Annotated in this window: 16 protein-coding genes; 8 read left to right on the top strand and 8 right to left on the bottom strand. The window is 67.5% G+C overall.

Annotated features, from left to right (window positions below; genetic code table 11):
• Nucleotides 1-28: 28 nt before the first annotated feature.
• The 4 genes from dctP to QQK83_RS12015 all read left to right on the top strand — a co-directional run bounded on the left by dctP (nt 29) and on the right by QQK83_RS12015 (nt 4,527).
• Nucleotides 29-1,081: a TRAP transporter substrate-binding protein DctP gene (gene dctP / locus QQK83_RS12030; RefSeq protein WP_284264513.1), complete on the top strand. Its 1,053-nt coding sequence runs from the start codon at nt 29-31 to the stop codon at nt 1,079-1,081.
• Nucleotides 1,082-1,164: 83 nt separating this feature from the next.
• Nucleotides 1,165-2,154, top strand: coding sequence for an NAD(P)H-quinone oxidoreductase (locus QQK83_RS12025; protein ID WP_284264512.1), 990 nt, complete (start codon nt 1,165-1,167; stop codon nt 2,152-2,154).
• 2 nt (nt 2,155-2,156) lie between these two features.
• Nucleotides 2,157-3,110, top strand: coding sequence for an alpha/beta hydrolase (locus QQK83_RS12020; protein ID WP_284264510.1), 954 nt, complete (start codon nt 2,157-2,159; stop codon nt 3,108-3,110).
• Between the two features lie 214 nt (nt 3,111-3,324).
• Nucleotides 3,325-4,527: an aminopeptidase P family protein gene (locus QQK83_RS12015; RefSeq protein ID WP_284264508.1), complete on the top strand. Its 1,203-nt coding sequence runs from the start codon at nt 3,325-3,327 to the stop codon at nt 4,525-4,527.
• On the opposite strand, the gene QQK83_RS12010 is transcribed toward QQK83_RS12015, so the two are convergent.
• The 7 genes from QQK83_RS12010 to QQK83_RS11980 form a co-directional block, all read right to left on the bottom strand.
• Complete coding sequence (locus QQK83_RS12010) at nt 4,511-5,263, bottom strand: maleate cis-trans isomerase family protein (protein WP_284264506.1); 753 nt, start codon at nt 5,261-5,263, stop codon at nt 4,511-4,513. The two genes, QQK83_RS12015 and QQK83_RS12010, sit on opposite strands and share 17 nt — an antisense overlap.
• Nucleotides 5,263-6,417 (bottom strand): M24 family metallopeptidase, encoded by a 1,155-nt coding sequence (locus tag QQK83_RS12005; RefSeq protein ID WP_284264504.1) that lies wholly within the window; start codon nt 6,415-6,417, stop codon nt 5,263-5,265. Before QQK83_RS12005 ends, QQK83_RS12010 begins: the two co-directional genes overlap by 1 nt.
• Nucleotides 6,414-7,451: a pyridoxal-phosphate dependent enzyme gene (locus tag QQK83_RS12000; RefSeq protein WP_284264502.1), complete on the bottom strand. Its 1,038-nt coding sequence runs from the start codon at nt 7,449-7,451 to the stop codon at nt 6,414-6,416. The genes QQK83_RS12005 and QQK83_RS12000 overlap by 4 nt, the downstream gene beginning before the upstream one ends.
• A gap of 105 nt (nt 7,452-7,556) precedes the next feature.
• Entirely contained in the window at nt 7,557-8,357 is an 801-nt protein-coding gene (locus tag QQK83_RS11995) for an enoyl-CoA hydratase (RefSeq protein WP_284264500.1), read from the bottom strand.
• A gap of 11 nt (nt 8,358-8,368) precedes the next feature.
• Nucleotides 8,369-8,818, bottom strand: coding sequence for an OsmC family protein (locus QQK83_RS11990; protein WP_284264498.1), 450 nt, complete (start codon nt 8,816-8,818; stop codon nt 8,369-8,371).
• Nucleotides 8,819-8,843: 25 nt separating this feature from the next.
• Nucleotides 8,844-9,986: a glycine cleavage T C-terminal barrel domain-containing protein gene (locus QQK83_RS11985; RefSeq protein ID WP_284264496.1), complete on the bottom strand. Its 1,143-nt coding sequence runs from the start codon at nt 9,984-9,986 to the stop codon at nt 8,844-8,846.
• Nucleotides 9,987-10,157: 171 nt separating this feature from the next.
• Nucleotides 10,158-10,649: an Lrp/AsnC family transcriptional regulator gene (locus QQK83_RS11980; protein WP_284264494.1), complete on the bottom strand. Its 492-nt coding sequence runs from the start codon at nt 10,647-10,649 to the stop codon at nt 10,158-10,160.
• 3 nt (nt 10,650-10,652) lie between these two features.
• Between QQK83_RS11980 and QQK83_RS11975 the strand changes: the two genes are divergently transcribed.
• The 4 genes from QQK83_RS11975 to QQK83_RS11960 all read left to right on the top strand — a co-directional run bounded on the left by QQK83_RS11975 (nt 10,653) and on the right by QQK83_RS11960 (nt 17,391).
• Complete coding sequence (locus QQK83_RS11975) at nt 10,653-10,790, top strand: hypothetical protein (protein WP_284264492.1); 138 nt, start codon at nt 10,653-10,655, stop codon at nt 10,788-10,790.
• A 385-nt stretch (nt 10,791-11,175) separates the two neighbouring features.
• Entirely contained in the window at nt 11,176-12,006 is an 831-nt protein-coding gene (locus tag QQK83_RS11970) for a helix-turn-helix domain-containing protein (protein WP_284264490.1), read from the top strand.
• Nucleotides 12,007-12,259: 253 nt separating this feature from the next.
• Nucleotides 12,260-16,054 (top strand): autotransporter outer membrane beta-barrel domain-containing protein, encoded by a 3,795-nt coding sequence (locus tag QQK83_RS11965; RefSeq protein ID WP_284264488.1) that lies wholly within the window; start codon nt 12,260-12,262, stop codon nt 16,052-16,054.
• A gap of 164 nt (nt 16,055-16,218) precedes the next feature.
• Nucleotides 16,219-17,391: a TIGR03032 family protein gene (locus QQK83_RS11960; protein WP_284264487.1), complete on the top strand. Its 1,173-nt coding sequence runs from the start codon at nt 16,219-16,221 to the stop codon at nt 17,389-17,391.
• Nucleotides 17,392-17,664: 273 nt separating this feature from the next.
• Here the strand turns inward: QQK83_RS11960 and QQK83_RS11955 are convergent, their stop codons facing one another.
• Complete coding sequence (locus QQK83_RS11955; RefSeq protein ID WP_284264485.1) at nt 17,665-18,858, bottom strand: peptidoglycan-binding domain-containing protein; 1,194 nt, start codon at nt 18,856-18,858, stop codon at nt 17,665-17,667.
• Nucleotides 18,859-18,940 lie beyond the last annotated feature (82 nt).

The raw sequence follows: 18,940 nt of genomic DNA, 5'->3' as shown, positions 1-18,940 counted from the left end.
ACGAACCACCAAGGGAGAAGGAAAGACCATGACTGACACGACCAAGAGCGTCTCGCGCCGCGGTTTCCTGGCCGCCTCCGCCGGGACCGCCGCCGGCATGACCCTTGCGGCACCCGCCGCGATCGCGCAGGGCACGACGACCTGGCGGATGCAGACCCACTGGCCCACGGGCAACTGGTATTACGACGAGGTCTTCGTGCGGTATTGCAACCGCATCACCGAGGCCACCGGCGGCGAACTGACCATCGAGCCCTACGCCCCCGGCGCCATCGTCCCCACCGGCGAGGTGCTGAACGCGGTGCGCCGCGGCCTGCTGGAAAGCGCCTTCATCTACCCCGCCTACTGGATCGGGCGCATCCCCTCGGCCGGCCACCTGAACGGCCATATCGGCACCTGGCAGGGCCACGAGGAGATGGACATCTTTTACTTCGAGATGGGCGCCATCGACGTGATCCGCGAAGCCTATGCCGCGCAGGGCGTCCACCAGGTCGGGCCGGTGTCCTACTCGGGCCTGACCCTCTGGGCGAACCGTCCGCTGGTGACGGTGGATGACTTCTCGGGCTGGCCGGTGCGCTCGACCGGGGCGGCGGGCCTCGTGCTCGAGAAGGTCGGGGCGGCCCCCGTCTCGATCCCCGGTGGCGAGCTGTACCAGGCGCTGCAGACGGGCGTCGTGGACGGTGCGCATTGGGGCGCCACGGCAACCGCCTGGGGCATGAACTTCCAGGAGGTCTGTTCGCATATCATCGAGCCCGACCTGGTCGGTCACCTGAACGGCGAGGTGATGGTCGGCCTCGAGGCGTGGAACTCGATCGGGACCGAGCTGCAGGCGGTGGTGAACGAGGTGACCCGCGCGACCTCGGCCGAGGCGGCGGCGCATTTCCTGTATCGTGACTACCTCTACAAGCAGGAATTCGTGAACGATTTCAACGGCACGCTGACCCGGATGGATGACGAGACCATCGCCGCCTTCCGCACCGCGTCGCTGGAGGTCGTCGACGAGTTCTCGGCGCAGGACCCGGAATACTCCGGCCGCCTCGGCGAGATGCTGCGCGAGTTCCTGACCATGACCGGGCGCATCTGAGCCGGTCGCAGCACCCGACAAGGGGGGGCGCGGCCTGCGCGCCCCCCTCATCCGACACCACACATCATCCCCGAGAGGCCGCAATGACCCTGCCCAACGCCATGACCGTCGTCGAGATCAGCAGATACGGCGGGCCCGAGGTGTTGACCCCCGCCACCGCGCCGGTGCCGCGGCCGGGCGACGGGCAGATCCTGATCCGCATCGACCATGCGGGCGTGAACCGCCCCGACGCGCTGCAGCGGGCAGGCAATTACGCGCCGCCCCCCGATGCCTCGCCCCTGCCGGGGCTCGAGGCGGCCGGCCATGTCGCCGCGGTGGGGCCGAACGTCACCCGCTGGAAGGAAGGCGACGCCGTCACCGCGCTGTTGCCCGGCGGCGGCTATGCCGAATATGCTGTCACCGACGAGCGCCAGGCCCTGCCGGTGCCCAAGGGCATGTCGCTGGCCGAGGCCGCGGGGCTGTGCGAGAACTACTTTACCGTCTGGACCAATGTCTTCATGCGCGGCGGGCTCAAGGAGGGCGAAACCTTCCTCGTTCATGGCGGCTCGTCGGGGATCGGGACAACGGCGATCCAGCTTGCGGCGCTGTCCGGCGCGCGGGTCTTCGCCACCGCCGGCACGCCCGAGAAATGCGAGGTCTGCACCCGGCTGGGCGCGGAGATCGCCATCAACTACCGGACGCAGGATTACGTCGAGATCGTGAAGGCCGAGGGCGGCGCGAACCTCGTGCTCGACATGGTGGGGGGCGACTACATCGCCCGCAACCTCGCGGCGCTCGCCAATGACGGGCGGCTGGTGCAGATCGCCTATCTGCAGGGCTCGCGGGTCGATATCGACCTGATGCAGGTCATGACCCGTCGCCTGACCTTCACCGGCTCGACCTTGCGGCCGCAGTCGCTCGAGGCGAAGGCCGAGATCGCAGCCGCGCTCGAAGCGCATGTCTGGCCGCATCTCGAAAGCGGCGCGATCGGGCCGGTGCATGACAGCACCTTCGCGCTGGAGGAGGCGGCCAAGGCCCATGCCCGCATGGAAAGCGGGGCCAATATCGGCAAGATCCTCCTCAAGGTCGCCTGAGCATGGACGGCTGGCGCGCCTTCGACCGCAGCCGACACCACCCTATCTCGTCCTCGACCGAGCCGGGGTTGACCCTGACCCTGCGCCAGCGCGGCGAGGGGCCGCCCATCCTGTTCGTGCATGGCGCGACCTTTTCGGGGCGGATCTTCGACCTGCCCGATGCGCGGCTGAACTGGTTGCAGGTGATGGCGGATGCGGGGTTCAGCGCCTATGCGCTCGACATTCGCGGCTACGGGCTGTCGCAGCCCGCGCGCTTCCCCGAGGCGCGGCCCTACGCCACCGGGCCCGAGGCGATGGTCGACATCGACGACGCGGTCCGGTGGATCACCGCCCGCCACGGCACCGCGCAGCTCGTGCTGGCGGGCTGGTCCTGGGGCACGCTGACGACGGCGCGCTACGCGCTGGGCCCCGGCCGTGACCGGGTGAAGGGGCTGTGCCTCTACGCGCCGATCTTCGCCGAGGCGAATGCCGGGTGGATCGACATGCTGGCCGACCCCGCCGACCGCACCCGCCTGCGCCCGCTGGACGCCTTTCGGCGTGTCGATCTGTCGGACACGCGGCTGCGCTGGGACGGGCAGCTTCCCGCGGGGGCGCAGGGCTGGCGCGACGACGCCGTGATGGAGGCGCTGGTCGCGGCCTCGGTCGCGGATGACGGCAGCGCGACCGAGGGGCCGCAGCCCTGTTTCCGGGTGCCGAACGGCACCTTTCAGGAGTTGTGGGAGTGTTTCAACGGGCGGCCGATCTACGACCCGTCCGAGCTGGACTGTCCCACGCTGCTGATCCGGGGCGCGCAGGACCCGACCTCGACCCGGAGCGATGCGCTCGCCCTGTTCGACCGGCTCACGATGACCGACCGGGACTATGTCGAGATCAACGGCGGGACCCATTTCCTCAATGCCGAGGCGCGGGCAGGGGCCTTGTTCGACGCGGTGACCGCCTTTGCGCGCAGGTGTTGAGCGACCGGCCCGCGTGACCCGCCGCACCGCTTGATTTCCGGGCCGAGGTTTGCTTCTCTGCGGGTCGCAGGGCCGGCGATGGCGTCGCCGACACGTGCGCCCGCGGGCGCATGCCTGCCCCCCTCCTGAACGCCGGGAACCGTGATCCCCGCCGATGCGCCGGCCCCGGAGCCAAGGCCGCGCCCGGCGCGGATCCATGCAAGGAGGAGGTCACATGGACCGTCCCGAATTCTATCGCTTCCACCAGGGTGAAAAGACCCTTCCCTTCGCGCCCGAGGAATACGAGGCCCGCCTCGCGCGCCTGCGTCAGGACATGGAGGTCGAGGGCATCGGCGCGGCCGTGCTGACCTCGATGCACAACATCGCCTATCACTCAGGGTTCCTTTACTGCGCCTTCGGGCGGCCCTATGCGCTGGTGGTGACGGCGACCGAGAGCGTCGTCATCTCGGCGGGCATCGACGCGGCCCAGCCGTGGCGGCGGGCGCATGGCGACGCGATCACCTACACCGACTGGCAGCGCGACAACTACTGGCGCGCGGTGCGCGCGGTCACTGGCACAGGCGCGGTGATCGGGGTCGAGGCCGACCACCTGACGCTGGCGCAGAAGGCGCGGCTCGAGGCCTTCCTCGCGCCTGCCGAGACGCGCGACATCGCACCGGCCACCATGCTGCGCCGGATGCACAAATCACCCGCCGAGATCGCGCTGATCCGCGCCGGGGCCGAGACCGCCGATATCGGCGGCCATGCCATCCGCGAGGCCATCGCGCTGGGCGCGCGCGAGATCGACGTGGCCATGGCCGGGCGCGACGCGATGGAGCTGGAGATCGCGCGCCGCTTCCCCGAGGCGGAGTATCGGGATACCTGGGTCTGGTTCCAGTCGGGCATCAACACCGACGGCGCGCATAACCCGGTCACTGCCCGGCGGCTGGAACGCGGCGATATCCTGAGCCTCAACACATTCCCGATGATCTCGGGCTATTACACCGCGCTCGAACGCACGCTGTTCGCGGCCGAGGTCGATGCCGCGAGCCTGGCGATCTGGGAGGCCAATGTCGCCACCCATGACTACGGGATGAGCCTGCTGAAGCCCGGTGCCAGCTGCTCGGGCGTGACGCAGGCGATCAACGCCTTCCTCGCCGAGCGCGACCTGCTGCAATACCGCACCTTCGGCTACGGCCATTCCTTCGGCGTGCTGTCGCATTACTACGGGCGCGAGGCGGGGCTGGAGCTGCGCGAGGATATCGACACGGTGCTGCAGCCCGGCATGGTCATCTCGATGGAGCCGATGCTGACCATCCCCGAGGGGCAGCCCGGCGCCGGTGGCTACCGCGAGCATGACATCCTGATCATCACCGAGGACGGCGCGGAGAACATCACCGGCTATCCCTACGGCCCCGAGTTCAACGTGGTCGGCTGACCGCGCCAAGCGCGCCGGGGATGCGGGCCTGCCCCGCGACCCCGCCCAGCATCGCAAGGTGCCATGCCAGCACCTGGTTGCTGGCCAGCACCGGCTTGCCGATGGCGGCCTCGATGGGCTCGATCTCGTCGAGGGTGCGCAGGTTGGTGCAGGACAGGAAGACCGCCTCGCAGTCCTGCGCCGCGCCGATCCGTGTGCCCGCTTCGCGGATCGAGGGGCCGGAGATGCGGACGACGCGCGCCTCTTCCGAGACGTTGAAGCTGCCGAAACCCGCGACGTCGAGGCCACCGGCGGCGAAGACCGCCCTGAGCCGGTCCGAGACGCTGGCGACATAGGGGCTGACCAGCCCGATGCGCGAGATGCCCAGCGCACGCGCCGCCGCAAGGCAGGCGGTCACCGGGTCGCTGACCGGCAGGTCGGGCGCGTTCAGCCCGGCGCGGATGCGCGCGTGGACCTGATCGGCCCCGATCTGGGCCGTGGCCGAGGTGCAGCCGTAGCCCACCGCGGCAAAGCGCGCCCCCTCGGGCAGCCGTCCGGCGGCCTCGGACAGCGTCCCCTCCATCGCGGCCAGCGTCTCGGGCAGGACGTGCTGGCCCGAGGGGACGCGGGTGGCCAGCACCTCGACGGGCGCGGGCAAAAGGCGGCGGAAATCGGGCTCGAGGGTTTCGTCGGCCTGCAGGACGATGACGCCGATCTGCGGCGGGCGGACGGGGTCGGACACGTGGTCGAGCTCCATCAGATCACCTGCAACTCCGGCCCCGCCGGGCGCGTGAGGAACCGTGCGCCGCCCGGCTCGATCACGATGTCCTCTTCGTGGACCATCAGCCGCCCGCCCTCGACCCTCACGGAGGGCTCGAGCGTCAGGACCATCCCCGGCACCAGCACCGTGCGGTCGGCGGGGATGATCGACGGCCCCTCGGTCAGCTCCATTCCCAGACCGTGCCCAAGCCGCCCCGACCCCGGCCCGAGCCGCACAACGGCCTCCATCGCGGCATGAATGTCGCAAAACCGCGCGCCGGGGCGCGCGGCCTCAAGCCCTGCGGCGACGGCCTCGATCAGCCGCGCATGGGCGGCTGCGACCGCGGGCGAGGGCGGCCCGACCGAGAGGTTGCGGTCGAAGTCGCAGAAATACCCGTCGCGCACCGCGCCGGTGTCCAGCATCAGCACATCGCCCCGCGCCAGCGGCGCATCGGTGGCGGGCGAGATCACGTCGTCATAGCCGCCCGGCCCCGCCGCCCCGGCGAGATAGGGCACCCAATCCGCGCCCTCCTCGAGGCAGAGGGCCTGGAACCGGCGGAACACGGTCGAAAGGGGCACGCCCTCGGCCGCGATCTCGGGGACCCGGTCGAAGGCGCGCCCGGCGATGTCGGTGATGGCCTCGATCCGGGCGATCTCGCGCGGGGATTTGACCTGTCGCAGCGTGGCCGTGATCGATGCGTCACCCGTGATCCGCCGGTCCCCGAGGGCTTCGGTCAGGCGCGCCAGCCCCTCCAATGGCATGCGCAGGTGGCTTTCGAGGTGACGGGCCACGCCGATGCGGCCGCCCGGCGGGGTCAACTCGCGCAGGGTCGCGGCCAGAAGGCCGATGCCGTCGTCGGTGTAATCCGGCGCATCCCAGCTGCGGATATCCGTGACCCAGGTCCGCCCCATCAGCGGCGCGCCGATGGCCGGGATCACCGCGACCGGCGCGCCGGTGGCGGGCAGGATCAGGAACCATGGCCGCGTCGGGCTTTCCCAGAAGCGGGTCAGGAAGCCCGAGTAATACCGCACCTCGGGCTCGCGCGTCAGCAGGAGCGCGGACAGCCCCTCGGCCGCCATCATCGCCTGCGCCCGTTCGCAGCGCGCCGCGAATTCCTCGGCCGGGAACAGGGGCGCGCCGGGGGCGCTCATGCGGCTTCCGCCCCTTCGGAGAGGATCACCAGCGGCGTCGCGGGCGGCTTTGCAAGGGTGGCGTCGTCGGCCAGCAGCGCCGCAAGCCCCGCCGCGCCCGAGGGCGTGGTCGCGCCCAGCCCCATCGCCCCGGCGATCCGGGCGGCCTCTCCGGCCTCGGCATCGGTGACGGTCACGTAGCGGTCGGCGGCGTGGCGCAGTATGTCGAAGGCCAACATCGAGGGCGCCTTGCAGTCAAGCCGCCCCATGGTCGAGACCGGCCCGTCGACCGTCACCATCTCGCCCGCCCGCGCGCTGTCGCGCAGGCAGGGCGCGGCCTCGGGCTCGACCACCACGATCTCGGGTTGGACCGCCCAGTTGCGGCGGATCATGGCGGCGACCGCGGCGGCCATGCCGCCCACGCCGGCCTGCAGGTAGACATGGCTGGGCCAGTCGCCCGCGGCGGCCAGATCGGTGCGCATCTCCTCGGCCATGACGGTATAGCCCTCCATCACCAGACGCGGCGGCTCGGTATAGCCGGGCCATGACCCATCGGCGAGATGGATCGCGCCGGTCGCCTCGGCGTCCGCGATGGCGGCGGCGATGCTCTCTTCGTAGGTCGCGCCGGAGCGGACCACCTCGGCCCCCAGCGCCTCGAGCCGCCCGACGAAGGCCTGCGGCACCGTGTCGGACAGGTGGATGCGGCAGCGCGCGCCGAAGTGCTGCGCGCCGAAGGCCACCGCCATGCCGTGATTGCCCGCGCTGGCACAGACAAAGACCGGCACCGGCCCGTGATGCGCGGCGAGGGCGGCGCGCAGCGCGTCGGCCTCGGTCGTCTCCAGCCCCAGCGCACGCGCCAGAAGCACGGCCACCGCGTAGGTGCCGCCGATGGCCTTGAATGCACCCAGGCCCATGCGGCCGGTCTCGTCCTTGCACAAAAGGGCACGGTCCCCGATCGCACCGCGCCGAAGCGGTGTCTTGCGGTAGGGGGCGAACCCGTCATGAAAGCGAAGCGCGCGGTCGGCATCGAGATGCGGGGCGTCATGGTCGGGCAAGGGGCGGCTCCTGTGGTGGCGGGCGTTGGCGGGCGTGCATCGACCGTAACGGACCCGGTTGCGACGGGAAAGCCGCCCGCGACCTTGATCGAGGGCAGGGCGGCGTCAGGCGTCCTGCCACAGCGGCGCGCGTTTCTCGATGAAGGCCCCGATCCCTTCGCGCGCATCCAGCGCCAGCATGTTCTCGACCATCACCGCGGAGGCATGATCATAGGCCTCGGCCAGCGGCATCTCGCGCTGGGCGTAGAAGGCGCGCTTGCCGGTGGCGAGCGTCATGCTCGATTTCGAGGCGATTTTCAGCGCCATCTCCCGAACGGCGGCCTGCAGGTCGTCATCGGGGACCGCACGGTTGACGAGGCCGATCTCGGCGGCGCGCGCGGCGGAGGTCATGTCGCCGGTCAAGAGCATCTCCATCGCGTGCTTGTTCGAGACATTGCGCGACAGCGCGACCATCGGGGTCGAGCAGAACAGCCCGATATGCACGCCCGGCGTGCTGAACCGCGCGCTTTCGGCCGCGAGGGCAAGGTCGCAGCTGGCCACCAGCTGACAACCCGCGGCGGTGGCGACGCCCGTCACCTCGGCGATGACGGGTTTCGGGCAGGTCACGATGCCCTGCATGACGCCCGAGCACATCGCCATGACCCTGGTGAAATAGGCCCTGCCGCCGTCCTCGGCGGCGCGCCCGGCGGTCATCTCCTTGAGGTCATGACCCGCGCAGAAGGCGGGCCCATGCGCCGCAAGCACCACCACGCGCACGGCCGGATCCTGTCCGGCCGCGGCAAAGGCCGCGCCGAGGGCTTCGAGCATCGCCTCGGACAGCGCGTTGCGCCGCGCCACGTCGTTGAGCGTCAGGCGCAGGATGCCGGTGTCGCTCAGGTCCTTGAGAAGAATGTCGTCCGGGGTCATGGGCGGGTCTTTCAGAAAATGTTGATCTCGACGCTGTCGGCCAGCGAATTTGCGATGAAGCAGTAGCGATGCGCGCGGTGCTGCATCTCGGCCAGCTTGGCGTCCTCGACGGAAAACCCGGTGTCGAAGCGGACCACGGGGTTCAGGTCGATCCGGGTGACGGCCATCTGCCCCGTCGCGGTCTTGCCCAGATGCGCCTCGGCATGGTCGTGGTAGCTTGCGACCGGCCAGCCCGCCTTGGCGCAGAGCGCAAGGAAGGTCATCATGTGACAGCTCGACAGCGCCGAGGCGAGCGCCTGCTCGGGGTTGGTGTTGGCAGGATCGCCGCCCCAATCGGGGGCGGCGTCGACCGGGATCTCGTGGGTGCCGTTGAACGACACGACATGTTCGTTCGAGAACCGTCCCGGCTCCAGGGTTGTTTCGGCACGCTGCCAGTGCAGCTCGATCGAGAGATGTGACATGGCGTTGGCCCTTGGTTGCGCGCGTTCAGGCGGCGGCGATCTTCTTCTTGGGGTCGTAGAAGGGGCGCTCGACGATCCGCGCGGACACGGCCCCCGACCTGGTGACCACCTCGACCTCGGTGCCGATCAGGGCATCCGCCGCCGTGACCATGGCCAGGGCGATGTTCTGCTCGAGGCGCGGGGAATAGACCGCCGAAGTCACCTTGCCGATGGTCTCGCCGCCCTTGGTGATCGGCCAGAAGGTCGTGTTCGGCCCCTGCAGCGGGTTGCAGTCGAGCACGAGGCCCACCTTCTTGCGCGCCGGGCCTTCGGCGTGGATGCGGCGCAGCGCAGCCTTGCCGATGAAATCGGCCTCCATGTCGAGGTTCACGAGGCGGTCGAGGCCAAGTTCATAGGGGTTGGTGTGAATATCGGCATCGGCGTGGTAGGACAGCATCCCGCCCTCGATCCGGCGGATCGACGAGGTATGGCCGGGCTTCAGCCCGAACTGCATGCCCGCCGCCATGATCCGTTCCCACAGCGCATCGCCCATCGTGCCGTCGCGCAGATACAGCTCGTAGCCCAGTTCGCTCGACCAGCCGGTGCGCGACACGATGAGCGGGATGCCGTCCAGTTCCACCTCGCGCAGCCAGTAATACTTGAGGTCCATGATGCTCTCGCCGAAGAGCTCCTGCATCACGAGGCCCGATTTCGGACCCTGAAGCTGCAGCGGCGAGACATCGGGCTCGCAGATCTGCACGTCGAGGCCGGAATGCACGGCCACGCCCTGCGCCCAGAGCAGGATGTCGCTGTCGGCGAGCGAGATCCAGAAATGGTTTTCCGCGAGGCGCAGCAGGATCGGATCGTTGAGGATGCCGCCGTCGGCGTTGGTGATCAGGATGTATTTGCACTGCCCGACCGCCATGGTCGACAGGTCGCGCGGGGTCAGCATCTGCACGAAGCGGGCGGCATCGGGGCCGGTGATCTCGACCTGCCGCTCGACGGCGACGTCGCACAGGATCGCCTCGTTGACGAGGGTCCAGAAGTTCTGTTCCGGGTCGCCGAAGTCACGCGGGATATACATATGATTGTAGACCGAAAATCCCTTGGCACCCCAGCGCACGGTCGCGTCGAAATAGGGGGATTTGCGGATCTGGGTGCCGAAGCCGAAATCGTCTGCCTGTGTCATCTGTCGTCCTCCCAACGATCGGCCCTGTCGGCCATGACGTGATCAAGATCATCGAGGATCTAGAGCGAAAGGGCGCCACGGTGCGGTTCGGAATTCAGCAAATCAAAGACCGTTCGGACCGATTTTCGAGCCCGTTTTGGACAGTTCGGACTTGACCTCTCACCGCACCACTCACCGCGCGCTTCGCGCGATCAGCTTGGCGAGGTTGGGGCGGTTCGTCTTGATCTGGCGGGTGGCGATGTAGGTCATGTAGCGGTCGATGGCGAGATCGGCCGACAGCATCCCGTCCATGAGGGTCTGGAAGCTGGCGAGATCGGGCGTGGCGACCTTCATCACGTAATCCATGCCGCCGCCGGTGGCGATGCAGTCGATCACCTCGTCGAGGGCCCGAACATAGGCTTCGAACCGGTCGAAATCCGCCTTGCGGTGCCGGTTCAGCGAGATCGTGACGACGACCTGCGTGAAATCGATGATGCGCTCGAGGGCCAGTTCGGCGTGATAGCCGCGGATGAAGCCCGCGCCCTTGAGCCGGACAAGCCGCGCCCAGCACGGGGTCGGCGACAGGTTCACCAGTTCGGCCAGCCGTGTCTTGCTCAGCTGTCCGTGCTGCTGCACGGCGCTCAGGATGCGGATGTCCGTCGCGTCGAGACCTTGGCGCTTCATGCGATGGACACTCCCTTCGGGTTCGAGGCGGCCGCAAGGCCGTGGTCCGGGCTGGCCGGTTTGCCCGAGCGGGCCGAGCCCGCGCAGCATGGCGCGGAAATCGTGGCGGCGGAGCGAGGTTTCCGACCCTTCCCCGGATGACAGCGTCAATCAGCGCGGTTTCAATGGCACCCGTGGTGCCGCCAGGACGGTGCGGACCTGCCCGCGATTGCGGAGCGTCGCTGGCCGAGCTGACGGGGACCATCCACTCTTTCGACAGGCCTGACTGCCATCCGGGCAACTGCGCGCTGAAGACAGTCGCCGCGGAAAGCACTTGCGTGCGGACTGGGAACGCCGGAGTGATAACGTGGGCCAATCATTAACCCCGAATTCAGTTTACCTGCGGGCGAGAGTGGTCTGATGAGTCCCTGCCTCGTGGCAAACACACCTCGGCCGGGGTGTCGCGCAACGTGGTCGCGGGTCCGCCCGCGGGTGGCAGTGCGACAGTCCCGCTCCGGCCCTGCATCCTGAAGGTTTCCGGCGAGACATGAGCGTAACGAGGCCCGAAAAGACCAAGGAGCTTCAGGTCATCAAGGCAGCCTTCTGTTTTCGCGTGGAACAGAGGATGGGCGACCTTGGCATGACGGCGTCTGAACTCGCATCTGCGACCGGCAACCCGAGATCCACCATTTCGGAGCTTCTGAACCTCGAAAACATGCGCCTGCCGAGCGTGCCGTCATTGATCAACATTGCCCGCGCCCTGTCGATCAACGTCTCCGAGCTGCTGCCGGACCACCTGCTTTCCATGGATGCCGACTTCCATCAATCTCGGCGCGTCTTCTTTCCTCATGGCCTGGTCAGCCTGCAGCAGACGGTGGACCTGATCACGAAATACAGTTTGAGATCGGGAATTTTCTATCATCCCAGGACGATTCCCGAATTCCTCAAGTCGCCGGAGATCCTGGCGCTCGAGATGGGCGTTCCCGTGGACAGCGTGACGCAATACGTGGCAGGGCTTGCGCATCTGCGTGATGCGAAGCTGTCCGGGGTTCTGGTTCTGGACGAGTCGATCCTTGAGCATCTTGTCGACCGAAAGGGCATCTACGACGGGTTGAGCCGCCAGTCTTCCATTGACGCGGTTCAAGCCATCCGGAAGTTCGAAGCCGATCACGAAGAAGATATCACCTTGCGCCTGTGCGACAGGCTGCACAGCAAGATTGACCCCATTCTCATCCTGAGCAAGGATATCGCAATATCGGATTATTTCGGGTCATTGCTTCTGATTACCGATGGTGCGCTGATTTCGAGCGCCAAGGAAAAGTTCATGCAATTCTGCGACTCCGGTAAGGCCTTCGAAGATTGGCTCAAGGCCCATTGAAGCGGCTGAACCGGTGGATTTACGGGCCTGCAGGCCCGTCCTGATCCGCGCGGCCCCCTTCTTTCTCCGCCCCATGTTCACAAGAATGAACACCACCGCGGCCGGTCGGTACTGTCTGCGCGAACAGCGCCCCATGGCAGTTGCGCAGGGACTTGCCGGTGTTGCTACGTCTCGCGACGAGGCGCCCCGGACGTGCAGTCACGGGGCAATGTTGACTGACGCATGCGCTGCGCACCGAAGGGATGGAAGATCGATGACACTCAGGAAAACGCGTATGGAAGCAGGTGTCCCGGTGGTCGCTGCGACCGGAACACACGGCAACGCCCGCAGGCAGCCTTCCCGAGTGCCCCTGATGCTCAGCACGTCCTTGGCCCTGATCGGAGGGCTTGGCTACGTGCAAAGAGCCTACGCGCAGACGGTCAGCCAGGGTTCTTTGTCGACGTCCAATTCCGCAACCGTCGAATTGCACGGGCCGGGCACATTCGAAACTCAATCCGGTTTCTCGGTGAATGTCACTTCGGGCGATGCCATCGAGATCACGACCGCTCCGGGGCATACGCCGCAGTCGACCGACGTAACCACCTTCCGTGATTACAGTGGCGGCATGATAGCAAGTTCGCTCAATGACGGGATCAAGGCAGATATCGAATTCGGCAGCCTTGAAATCACGACAACAAGTGCCATCAATGGTGGTTTCCTCGGGATCGATGCCGATCTTGGAACGCAGGCCACAAACGGGACGTCGAACGCGAGTGATCTTTCGATCTCCGCCGGGTCCATAACTTCCGAATATGGTGTGAGAACCAGAAACTTCGGAAACGGTGATCTGGAAATCACCCTGAGCGGTGATGTCGTCGCAACCGATGGCTTCGGGATCAAGGCAGATTCCAACAACATGACCGCAACCGGAAACACGCTCTCGATCACGGTCGGCAATGTCACATCGGTCGATGAGGGGATCGATGCAACGTTGACGGGCGTCAGCGGCACCCTCAACATAACCAGCACGGGAAATATCGTTTCCAGCGACGAGGATGGCGTGAACGCCTTTCTCGACAGCAGCGCTCCGCAAGGCGCGGAGATGAATATTTCCGTCCACACGGTGCAGGGCGGCAATTACGGCATATTTGCGAACACCGCGATTGCGCCGGCAGAGAGCCAGGCGATTTCGATCACTGCGACAGGTGATGTCACCGGCCAAAACGGGTCGGGTATCTATGTCAGCGGCTACGGCGACTTCACGATTAATGTCGGCGATGTGACGGGTGGAGGTCAATCAAGCGGTTATGACCACGGTCTCTCGGCCTACTACATCAATCGCGGCGATCTTACGGTCACGGGCGAGACCTTTACCGGCGGGTCAGATGGGGTTTTCGCCCGTCATTCCTACAGCGGTTCTCCAACCTCGGGCAACCTGAGCATCACTGGCACAACGTTCACCGGCCAAGCTGGGGCAGGGGTCAGGGCACTGCATCGGGGAAATGGCGACATCACCATCACGGCCAACACGGCCACCGGTGCCTACGACGGGATCAATGCCCGCCACGACGGCGACGGCGACCTGGTCATCACGACCACTGGCACCGTGACGGGCCAGGACGGCGCAGCCATCCAGGCCGAGCATCATGAAACCGGCAACCTCTCGGTCACGACCTACGGCACATTGATCACGCAAGGTGGCAATTTCGGGAACGGAACGAACGGCATCTGGGCCCGGCATGACGGCGACGGTGATCTGACCGTGATCAGCCACGGGGCCATCGACGCAACGGCGGGTGACGACGGCATCGACACCGAGCAATCGGGCACCGGCGACCATGTCATCGTCGTGAACGGCGACATCACCGCCTATGACGAGGGGATCAACGCCGACCATGATGGCACCGGCCTGTTCTCGATCACCGTCAACGGCGACATCGATGCGGACGGCGACGGGATCGACGCGGATCGAGATACCGGGGACGGGCCGGCGCAGGGCGACATGGTGCTTGTCGTCACCGGGACCGTCACCGCGGGAAGCGATGCGATCCACATCGATCACGAAGGCGACGGACGCATCGACATCACGGTCTCGGGCGATCTCGTTGCGGACTCCGACGGGATCAAACTCGACCATGACGGCGAGGGTGACATCGACATCGACGTGAGCGGAACCATCACCGCTGACGGCAACATCGGCATCGATATCGACCACGAAGGAAACGGTGACATCACGATCGCCGTCAACGATCTGGACGCGGACGCGGACGGTGTTCAGGTCGATCATTCCGGCGAGGGCGCGCTCGAGATCACCGTGAACGGAGACCTCGGCAGCGCCTCCGGCGACGCGATCGAAGCGACCATCGCCGGAGAGGACGACATCACCATTGTCATCGCCGCGGACGGCCATGTGCAGACCTCGGGCACCGATGACACCGACTTCGCCATCCAGGCCCTTGCGTCGAACGGGGCCGTCGACGTCACCAACGCCGGGATGATCACGGGTGCCGTGGACCTCAGCAACTCCAACGTGCTGCGGAACACCGGCACCTGGTCCCTTGCGGGCACGACCAGCGACTTCAACGCGACGGGTGACAGCCTCGTGGAGAATACGGGCCTGATCCTCGCGGCACAGGATGCGGAGGCGGGCGAGACCAGCGTGATCGACAACCTCGACACCTTCCGCAACGGCACCGGCGGCACGATCCGGCTGGCGGATGGCGCTGCGGGCGACGTGTTCCGTATCGCAACCACTGGCAGCGGCTCGGGCGATTTCGTGGCCAACGGCGGCACGGTGGAGATGGACGTGGTGCTGGGCGGCGACGGCTCGGCCACGGACCTGCTCGACATCAGCGGCGACGTGATCCTCGACGCGGCACCGACGGCGCTGTCCTTCACCCCGGTCGGCGGCGGTGGCGGCAGCACGGTGACGGGGATCGAGGTGGTGCGCGTCGGCGGCGCGTCGGATGCAGGCGCCTTCACCCTCGCCGCGCCGGTGGAGCTCGGCGCGCTGGCCTATGACCTGTCGCTGGGGGACTGCACCGATCAGGCCGACAGCAGCTGGTATCTCTGCAATACGGGCGTCAGCGCCTCCGGCGCGGTCTTCGAGGCGATGCCGGGGATCATCCTGGGGCATTTCGCGCGGGCCGAGGGCCTGAGCCAGCGGCTTGGCAGCCGGATCACCAGCCGCGCGGTCACCGCCAGTTCGCGGGGCAGTGCCGACACGGTCGACAGCGCCGCCCGCCGGGCCGTCGGTCCCTGGCTGCGCACCTGGGGCGGCCGGGCCGATGTCACGCCGACCACCTCGAGCGGCGGCACGTCCTGGGAGGCGTCCAGCCTCGGTGTCCAGTTCGGCATCGCGGCAGCCCTTGGCGACACGGCCGGTGGCGACCTGATCGGGGGCCTCAGCTTCGAGCTCAACTCCCGGACAGCCGATATCGAGAACGCCAACGGGACCGGGCGCGTCGACATGGATGGCCATGGCATCGGCCTTTCGCTGACCTGGTTCGGGCATGGCGGCTTTTACGTCGATCTCAATGCCGCCCGCGACTGGATCGACATTGACGCCAGCTCGCAAACCGCCGGCATGCTGCTCGACCGCCACGAAGAGGTGGTCACCTCGGCCAGCGCCGAGATCGGCCGGCGCTTCGCGCTCGACGACGCCACCGCGCTGGTGCCGCAGATGCAACTGTCCTGGAGCCAGTTGCAGGGCGGCAGCTTTACCGATGCCGTCGGCAACAGCGTGACCATCGCCGACCGCGAGACCCTGACCGCGCGGCTCGGCCTTGCCCTGGAGCGGGACGTGGTCCTCTCCGGCGAGGGCAACACGGGCAAGCTCTATGGCTTCGGCAACCTGCTGGCGGACCTCTCGGGGGACCAGACGGTGACGGTTGGCGGCACCGACCTGTCGCAGGGCGGGCGCGGCAACTGGGCCGAGCTGGGGGGCGGCTTCTCCATGTCGCCCGATGGCGCGAGCAACCTGTTCGGCGAGATCGCCTATCGAAGCGCCTTTGCCGATGTCGAGGGGCACGCGATGTCGGCATCGCTGGGTTGGCGGGTGCAATGGTAATCCCACGCCAGTGGCATCAGACCCAACCCATGCAAGGCGGCGATCTTCGTCGCCTTGCGCACCTTGGGGCACGAGGGTTCGGCCTTTCCCGACACCCGGCGTCTCACGCGGCGCGAGGACCCCGACACGTTGCCCGTTCAGCATGACGCTCAGGAAGACAACCGATGACCGAAAAGAAGACAGCCGCCGAGGCCGCCAAGGGCAAAGCCGACGCGCATGGGGCCCAGTCGAGCAAGGCCGGCGCGCAGACTGGCATCGGGCAGCCCGACACCGGTCAGGCCGCGGTCTCCTACAGCATGTCGCCGGGGCTGGTGCCGCGCATGGCCAAGGGCGCGTTCTCTGTCGCCTTCTCCTCCTACCAGTCGGGCCTGCTCTACATGCTGGGCGTCAAGCCGGGCGGCGGCGCGCATCTGCACCAGTCGGCGCAGCCCAAGCCCATGGGCCTGAGCTTCAACCGCAACGGCCAATTGACCATGACCGGCGGCTTCCACGTGATCCGCTTCGAGAACGTGCTTGCCCCGCATGAGCGGGTGAACGGCATGTTCGACGCCTGTTTCGTCCCGCGCCGCACGCATTTCACCGGGGCGCTGGACGCCCATGACATCGGCCTCGACACGGATGGTGAGCCGGTCTTCGTCAACACCCGGTTCAACTGCATCGCCAACACCGATGCCCGCCACAGTTTCAGGCCGGTCTGGCGACCGCCCTTCATCAGCGCGCTGGTCAACGAGGATCGCTGCCACCTCAACGGGCTGGCGATGGATGGCGACACGCCCGCCTATGCCACCGCCGTCAGCCGCTCGGACACGATCGACGGCTGGCGCGACCGGCGCGCGGACGGTGGTGTTGTCATCGACATCCGCCGCAACGAGATCGCCTGCGAGGGGCTGTCGATGCCGCACTCGCCGCGGCTGCACAACGGCGAGTTGTGGGTGCTGAACTCCGGCACGGGCGAGCTGGGTGTCGTTGCTGGATTGGACAAAGGCAAGGGCCGCTTCGAGCCACGGGCCTTCTGCCCCGGCTTCCTGCGCGGCCTGTCCTTCCACCGCGGCTTCGCCTTCGTCGGCCTGTCCAAGCCACGCTACCAGCGGTTCGAGGGGCTGGAGCTGGACGCCCGGCTGAAGAAGGCCGACAGCGAGCCCTGGTGCGGGGTGCAGGTCATCGACCTGAAGACCGGCAGCTGCGTCGACTGGTTCCGCATCGACGGCCCTGTGGGCGAGCTTTACGACGTGGAAGTGCTGCCGGGTATCTCCTGCCCGATGTCGCTGAGCCTCACCTCGCCGGAGCTGGCCGACCTGATCACCTACGAGGGGATGAACCCGAAACCCGCCGCATAGACCTTGGCCCCGGTTGGTGCTCGATGCCATGGCGGGACGCTGCGCTGCCCGTGTCGCAGGTCTTAATGCAGGCGCGTGCGGGGCGTGGCGTCGGGCCGCCGCGCGATCACGAGGAACGCGGCCTCGCCCCGTGGGCCGACGAGCGCCGATCCGATGATCCCCATCATGTCTGGCGGCCACGGACGCGGTTGCGCCGCAAGCGGCTGGAGCCGTCCACGGAGATCAGGCCGCCCGGTCCGGGCGGCCTGCAGGACGGCATCGGTCGCACCGTGCTCAGGGGCAGGGCAGCAGCTCGCTGCCAAGCCGCGGCCCGCCGTCGTGAATGTCGCGGTCCCGCACCTGCGTCATGTCGAACCCGAGCACGCGTCCGTTGGGCAATGCGTAGGTGCCAACGGCCCCGCGGCCGTTGCGTCCGCCCTGCAAGGTGAAGGAGACATCGCTGGGTCGTCCTTCGTCGATCATGACGCCGTGGTAGGTGATGCCGTCATTGGACAGCGCGACCATCGTGCCGCCGGGGTTGAGATCGCCGACCCAGATGTTGCTGGCCACCATGCCGTGCATCTGGCCATAGGCCATGTTGTTGATCGTCCAGAGACCCGACTGCGGGTTCACGCCGCGCCCCGTCGTGATCGGGAAGCTTCCGGCGTCGCTGAAGTTCCGCATCGAGGTGATCTGGTCCCCGCCATAGCTGCCGTCCCAGCTGTTGGTGGCAAGGCTGTCCGGCCAGCGCCATTCCCCGTCCAGCTCGTTGCCGTCGAAGCGGAAGCGGAAGGCCCCGTAGCGATTGGCCACGTCATCGGTGAAGATCCCGCTGGCGCAATTGCCAACGACACGGCCCGCGATCACGCCCTGACCGGCGAAATCGCCGACCACGTAGCGCTGGTTGCCGACGATGTATTGCACGAGGTTGAGGGGGCCGCGATCGGTCTGCCAGCTGCCGGTGAAGGACTCGGCGACGGGCAGGTCTGCGACCGGCGGGATCACCACGGGCGGCAGCGGCTCGCCCGAAAGCCCTCCCTCGCGGTAGGCGATCAGCAGCGCCGCGCCGCTGAGGCCCGTCTGCGCCGCGCCTCCGGTCATCGCCCAGTTGTAGGCTTCCATCAGGAACTCGAACTCGTGCTGGCGCAAGCTGCCGGTGCCGACCGGGTAGCCCATCGCGCCCTGGTAGCGCTGGATCGCGGCGCGGGTGGCGCGGCCGGGGATGCCGTCGACCGGACCGGCCGAGAAGTCGAAATAGTTGAGTGCGGTCTGGATGCCGATCACCACCTGGGTCTGGCTTGGCTCGGCATCGGGCGCGCCCTGGCCCGCGTCGGCCCTCTGCGCTGCATCCGCCAGGGCGAGCGCCAGCAGGCCGCCGGCCACGAGGAGACCGAGCGCCTCGTTGCTGTGGGAGTTGGCTTCGGCCCGTGTCACCGGGGCAAGTCCGATCGCCGTGGCGAGAATGGCTGTGGTGGCAAGCTTGAACATCGGTTTCCTGTCCCTTCTGGTTTTTTCGTGTGGCTTGTGCGGTGGGTGGTTGAATGTGGCCGGGCAGGGACGCTGCAGACCT

The sequence above is a fragment of the Roseicyclus amphidinii genome, from assembly GCF_030163755.1.
Classification (GTDB): domain Bacteria; phylum Pseudomonadota; class Alphaproteobacteria; order Rhodobacterales; family Rhodobacteraceae; genus Roseicyclus; species Roseicyclus amphidinii.
Note: the sequence above shows the minus strand (reverse complement) of the source record. Positions and strands in the feature narration are given on the sequence as shown.

Coding starts and splice junctions, on each gene's coding strand:
- QQK83_RS11975 (WP_284264492.1), top strand. CDS start 10,653: ATGGACACTCCCTTCGGGTTCGAGGCGGCCGCAAGGCCGTGGTCCGGG.
- QQK83_RS12010 (WP_284264506.1), bottom strand. CDS start 5,263: ATGGAGCTCGACCACGTGTCCGACCCCGTCCGCCCGCCGCAGATCGGC.
- QQK83_RS12025 (WP_284264512.1), top strand. CDS start 1,165: ATGACCCTGCCCAACGCCATGACCGTCGTCGAGATCAGCAGATACGGC.
- QQK83_RS11985 (WP_284264496.1), bottom strand. CDS start 9,986: ATGACACAGGCAGACGATTTCGGCTTCGGCACCCAGATCCGCAAATCC.
- QQK83_RS12005 (WP_284264504.1), bottom strand. CDS start 6,417: ATGAGCGCCCCCGGCGCGCCCCTGTTCCCGGCCGAGGAATTCGCGGCG.
- QQK83_RS11955 (WP_284264485.1), bottom strand. CDS start 18,858: ATGTTCAAGCTTGCCACCACAGCCATTCTCGCCACGGCGATCGGACTT.
- QQK83_RS11990 (WP_284264498.1), bottom strand. CDS start 8,818: ATGTCACATCTCTCGATCGAGCTGCACTGGCAGCGTGCCGAAACAACC.
- QQK83_RS12020 (WP_284264510.1), top strand. CDS start 2,157: ATGGACGGCTGGCGCGCCTTCGACCGCAGCCGACACCACCCTATCTCG.
- QQK83_RS11965 (WP_284264488.1), top strand. CDS start 12,260: ATGACACTCAGGAAAACGCGTATGGAAGCAGGTGTCCCGGTGGTCGCT.
- QQK83_RS11980 (WP_284264494.1), bottom strand. CDS start 10,649: ATGAAGCGCCAAGGTCTCGACGCGACGGACATCCGCATCCTGAGCGCC.
- QQK83_RS11960 (WP_284264487.1), top strand. CDS start 16,219: ATGACCGAAAAGAAGACAGCCGCCGAGGCCGCCAAGGGCAAAGCCGAC.
- QQK83_RS12015 (WP_284264508.1), top strand. CDS start 3,325: ATGGACCGTCCCGAATTCTATCGCTTCCACCAGGGTGAAAAGACCCTT.
- QQK83_RS11995 (WP_284264500.1), bottom strand. CDS start 8,357: ATGACCCCGGACGACATTCTTCTCAAGGACCTGAGCGACACCGGCATC.
- QQK83_RS11970 (WP_284264490.1), top strand. CDS start 11,176: ATGAGCGTAACGAGGCCCGAAAAGACCAAGGAGCTTCAGGTCATCAAG.
- dctP (WP_284264513.1), top strand. CDS start 29: ATGACTGACACGACCAAGAGCGTCTCGCGCCGCGGTTTCCTGGCCGCC.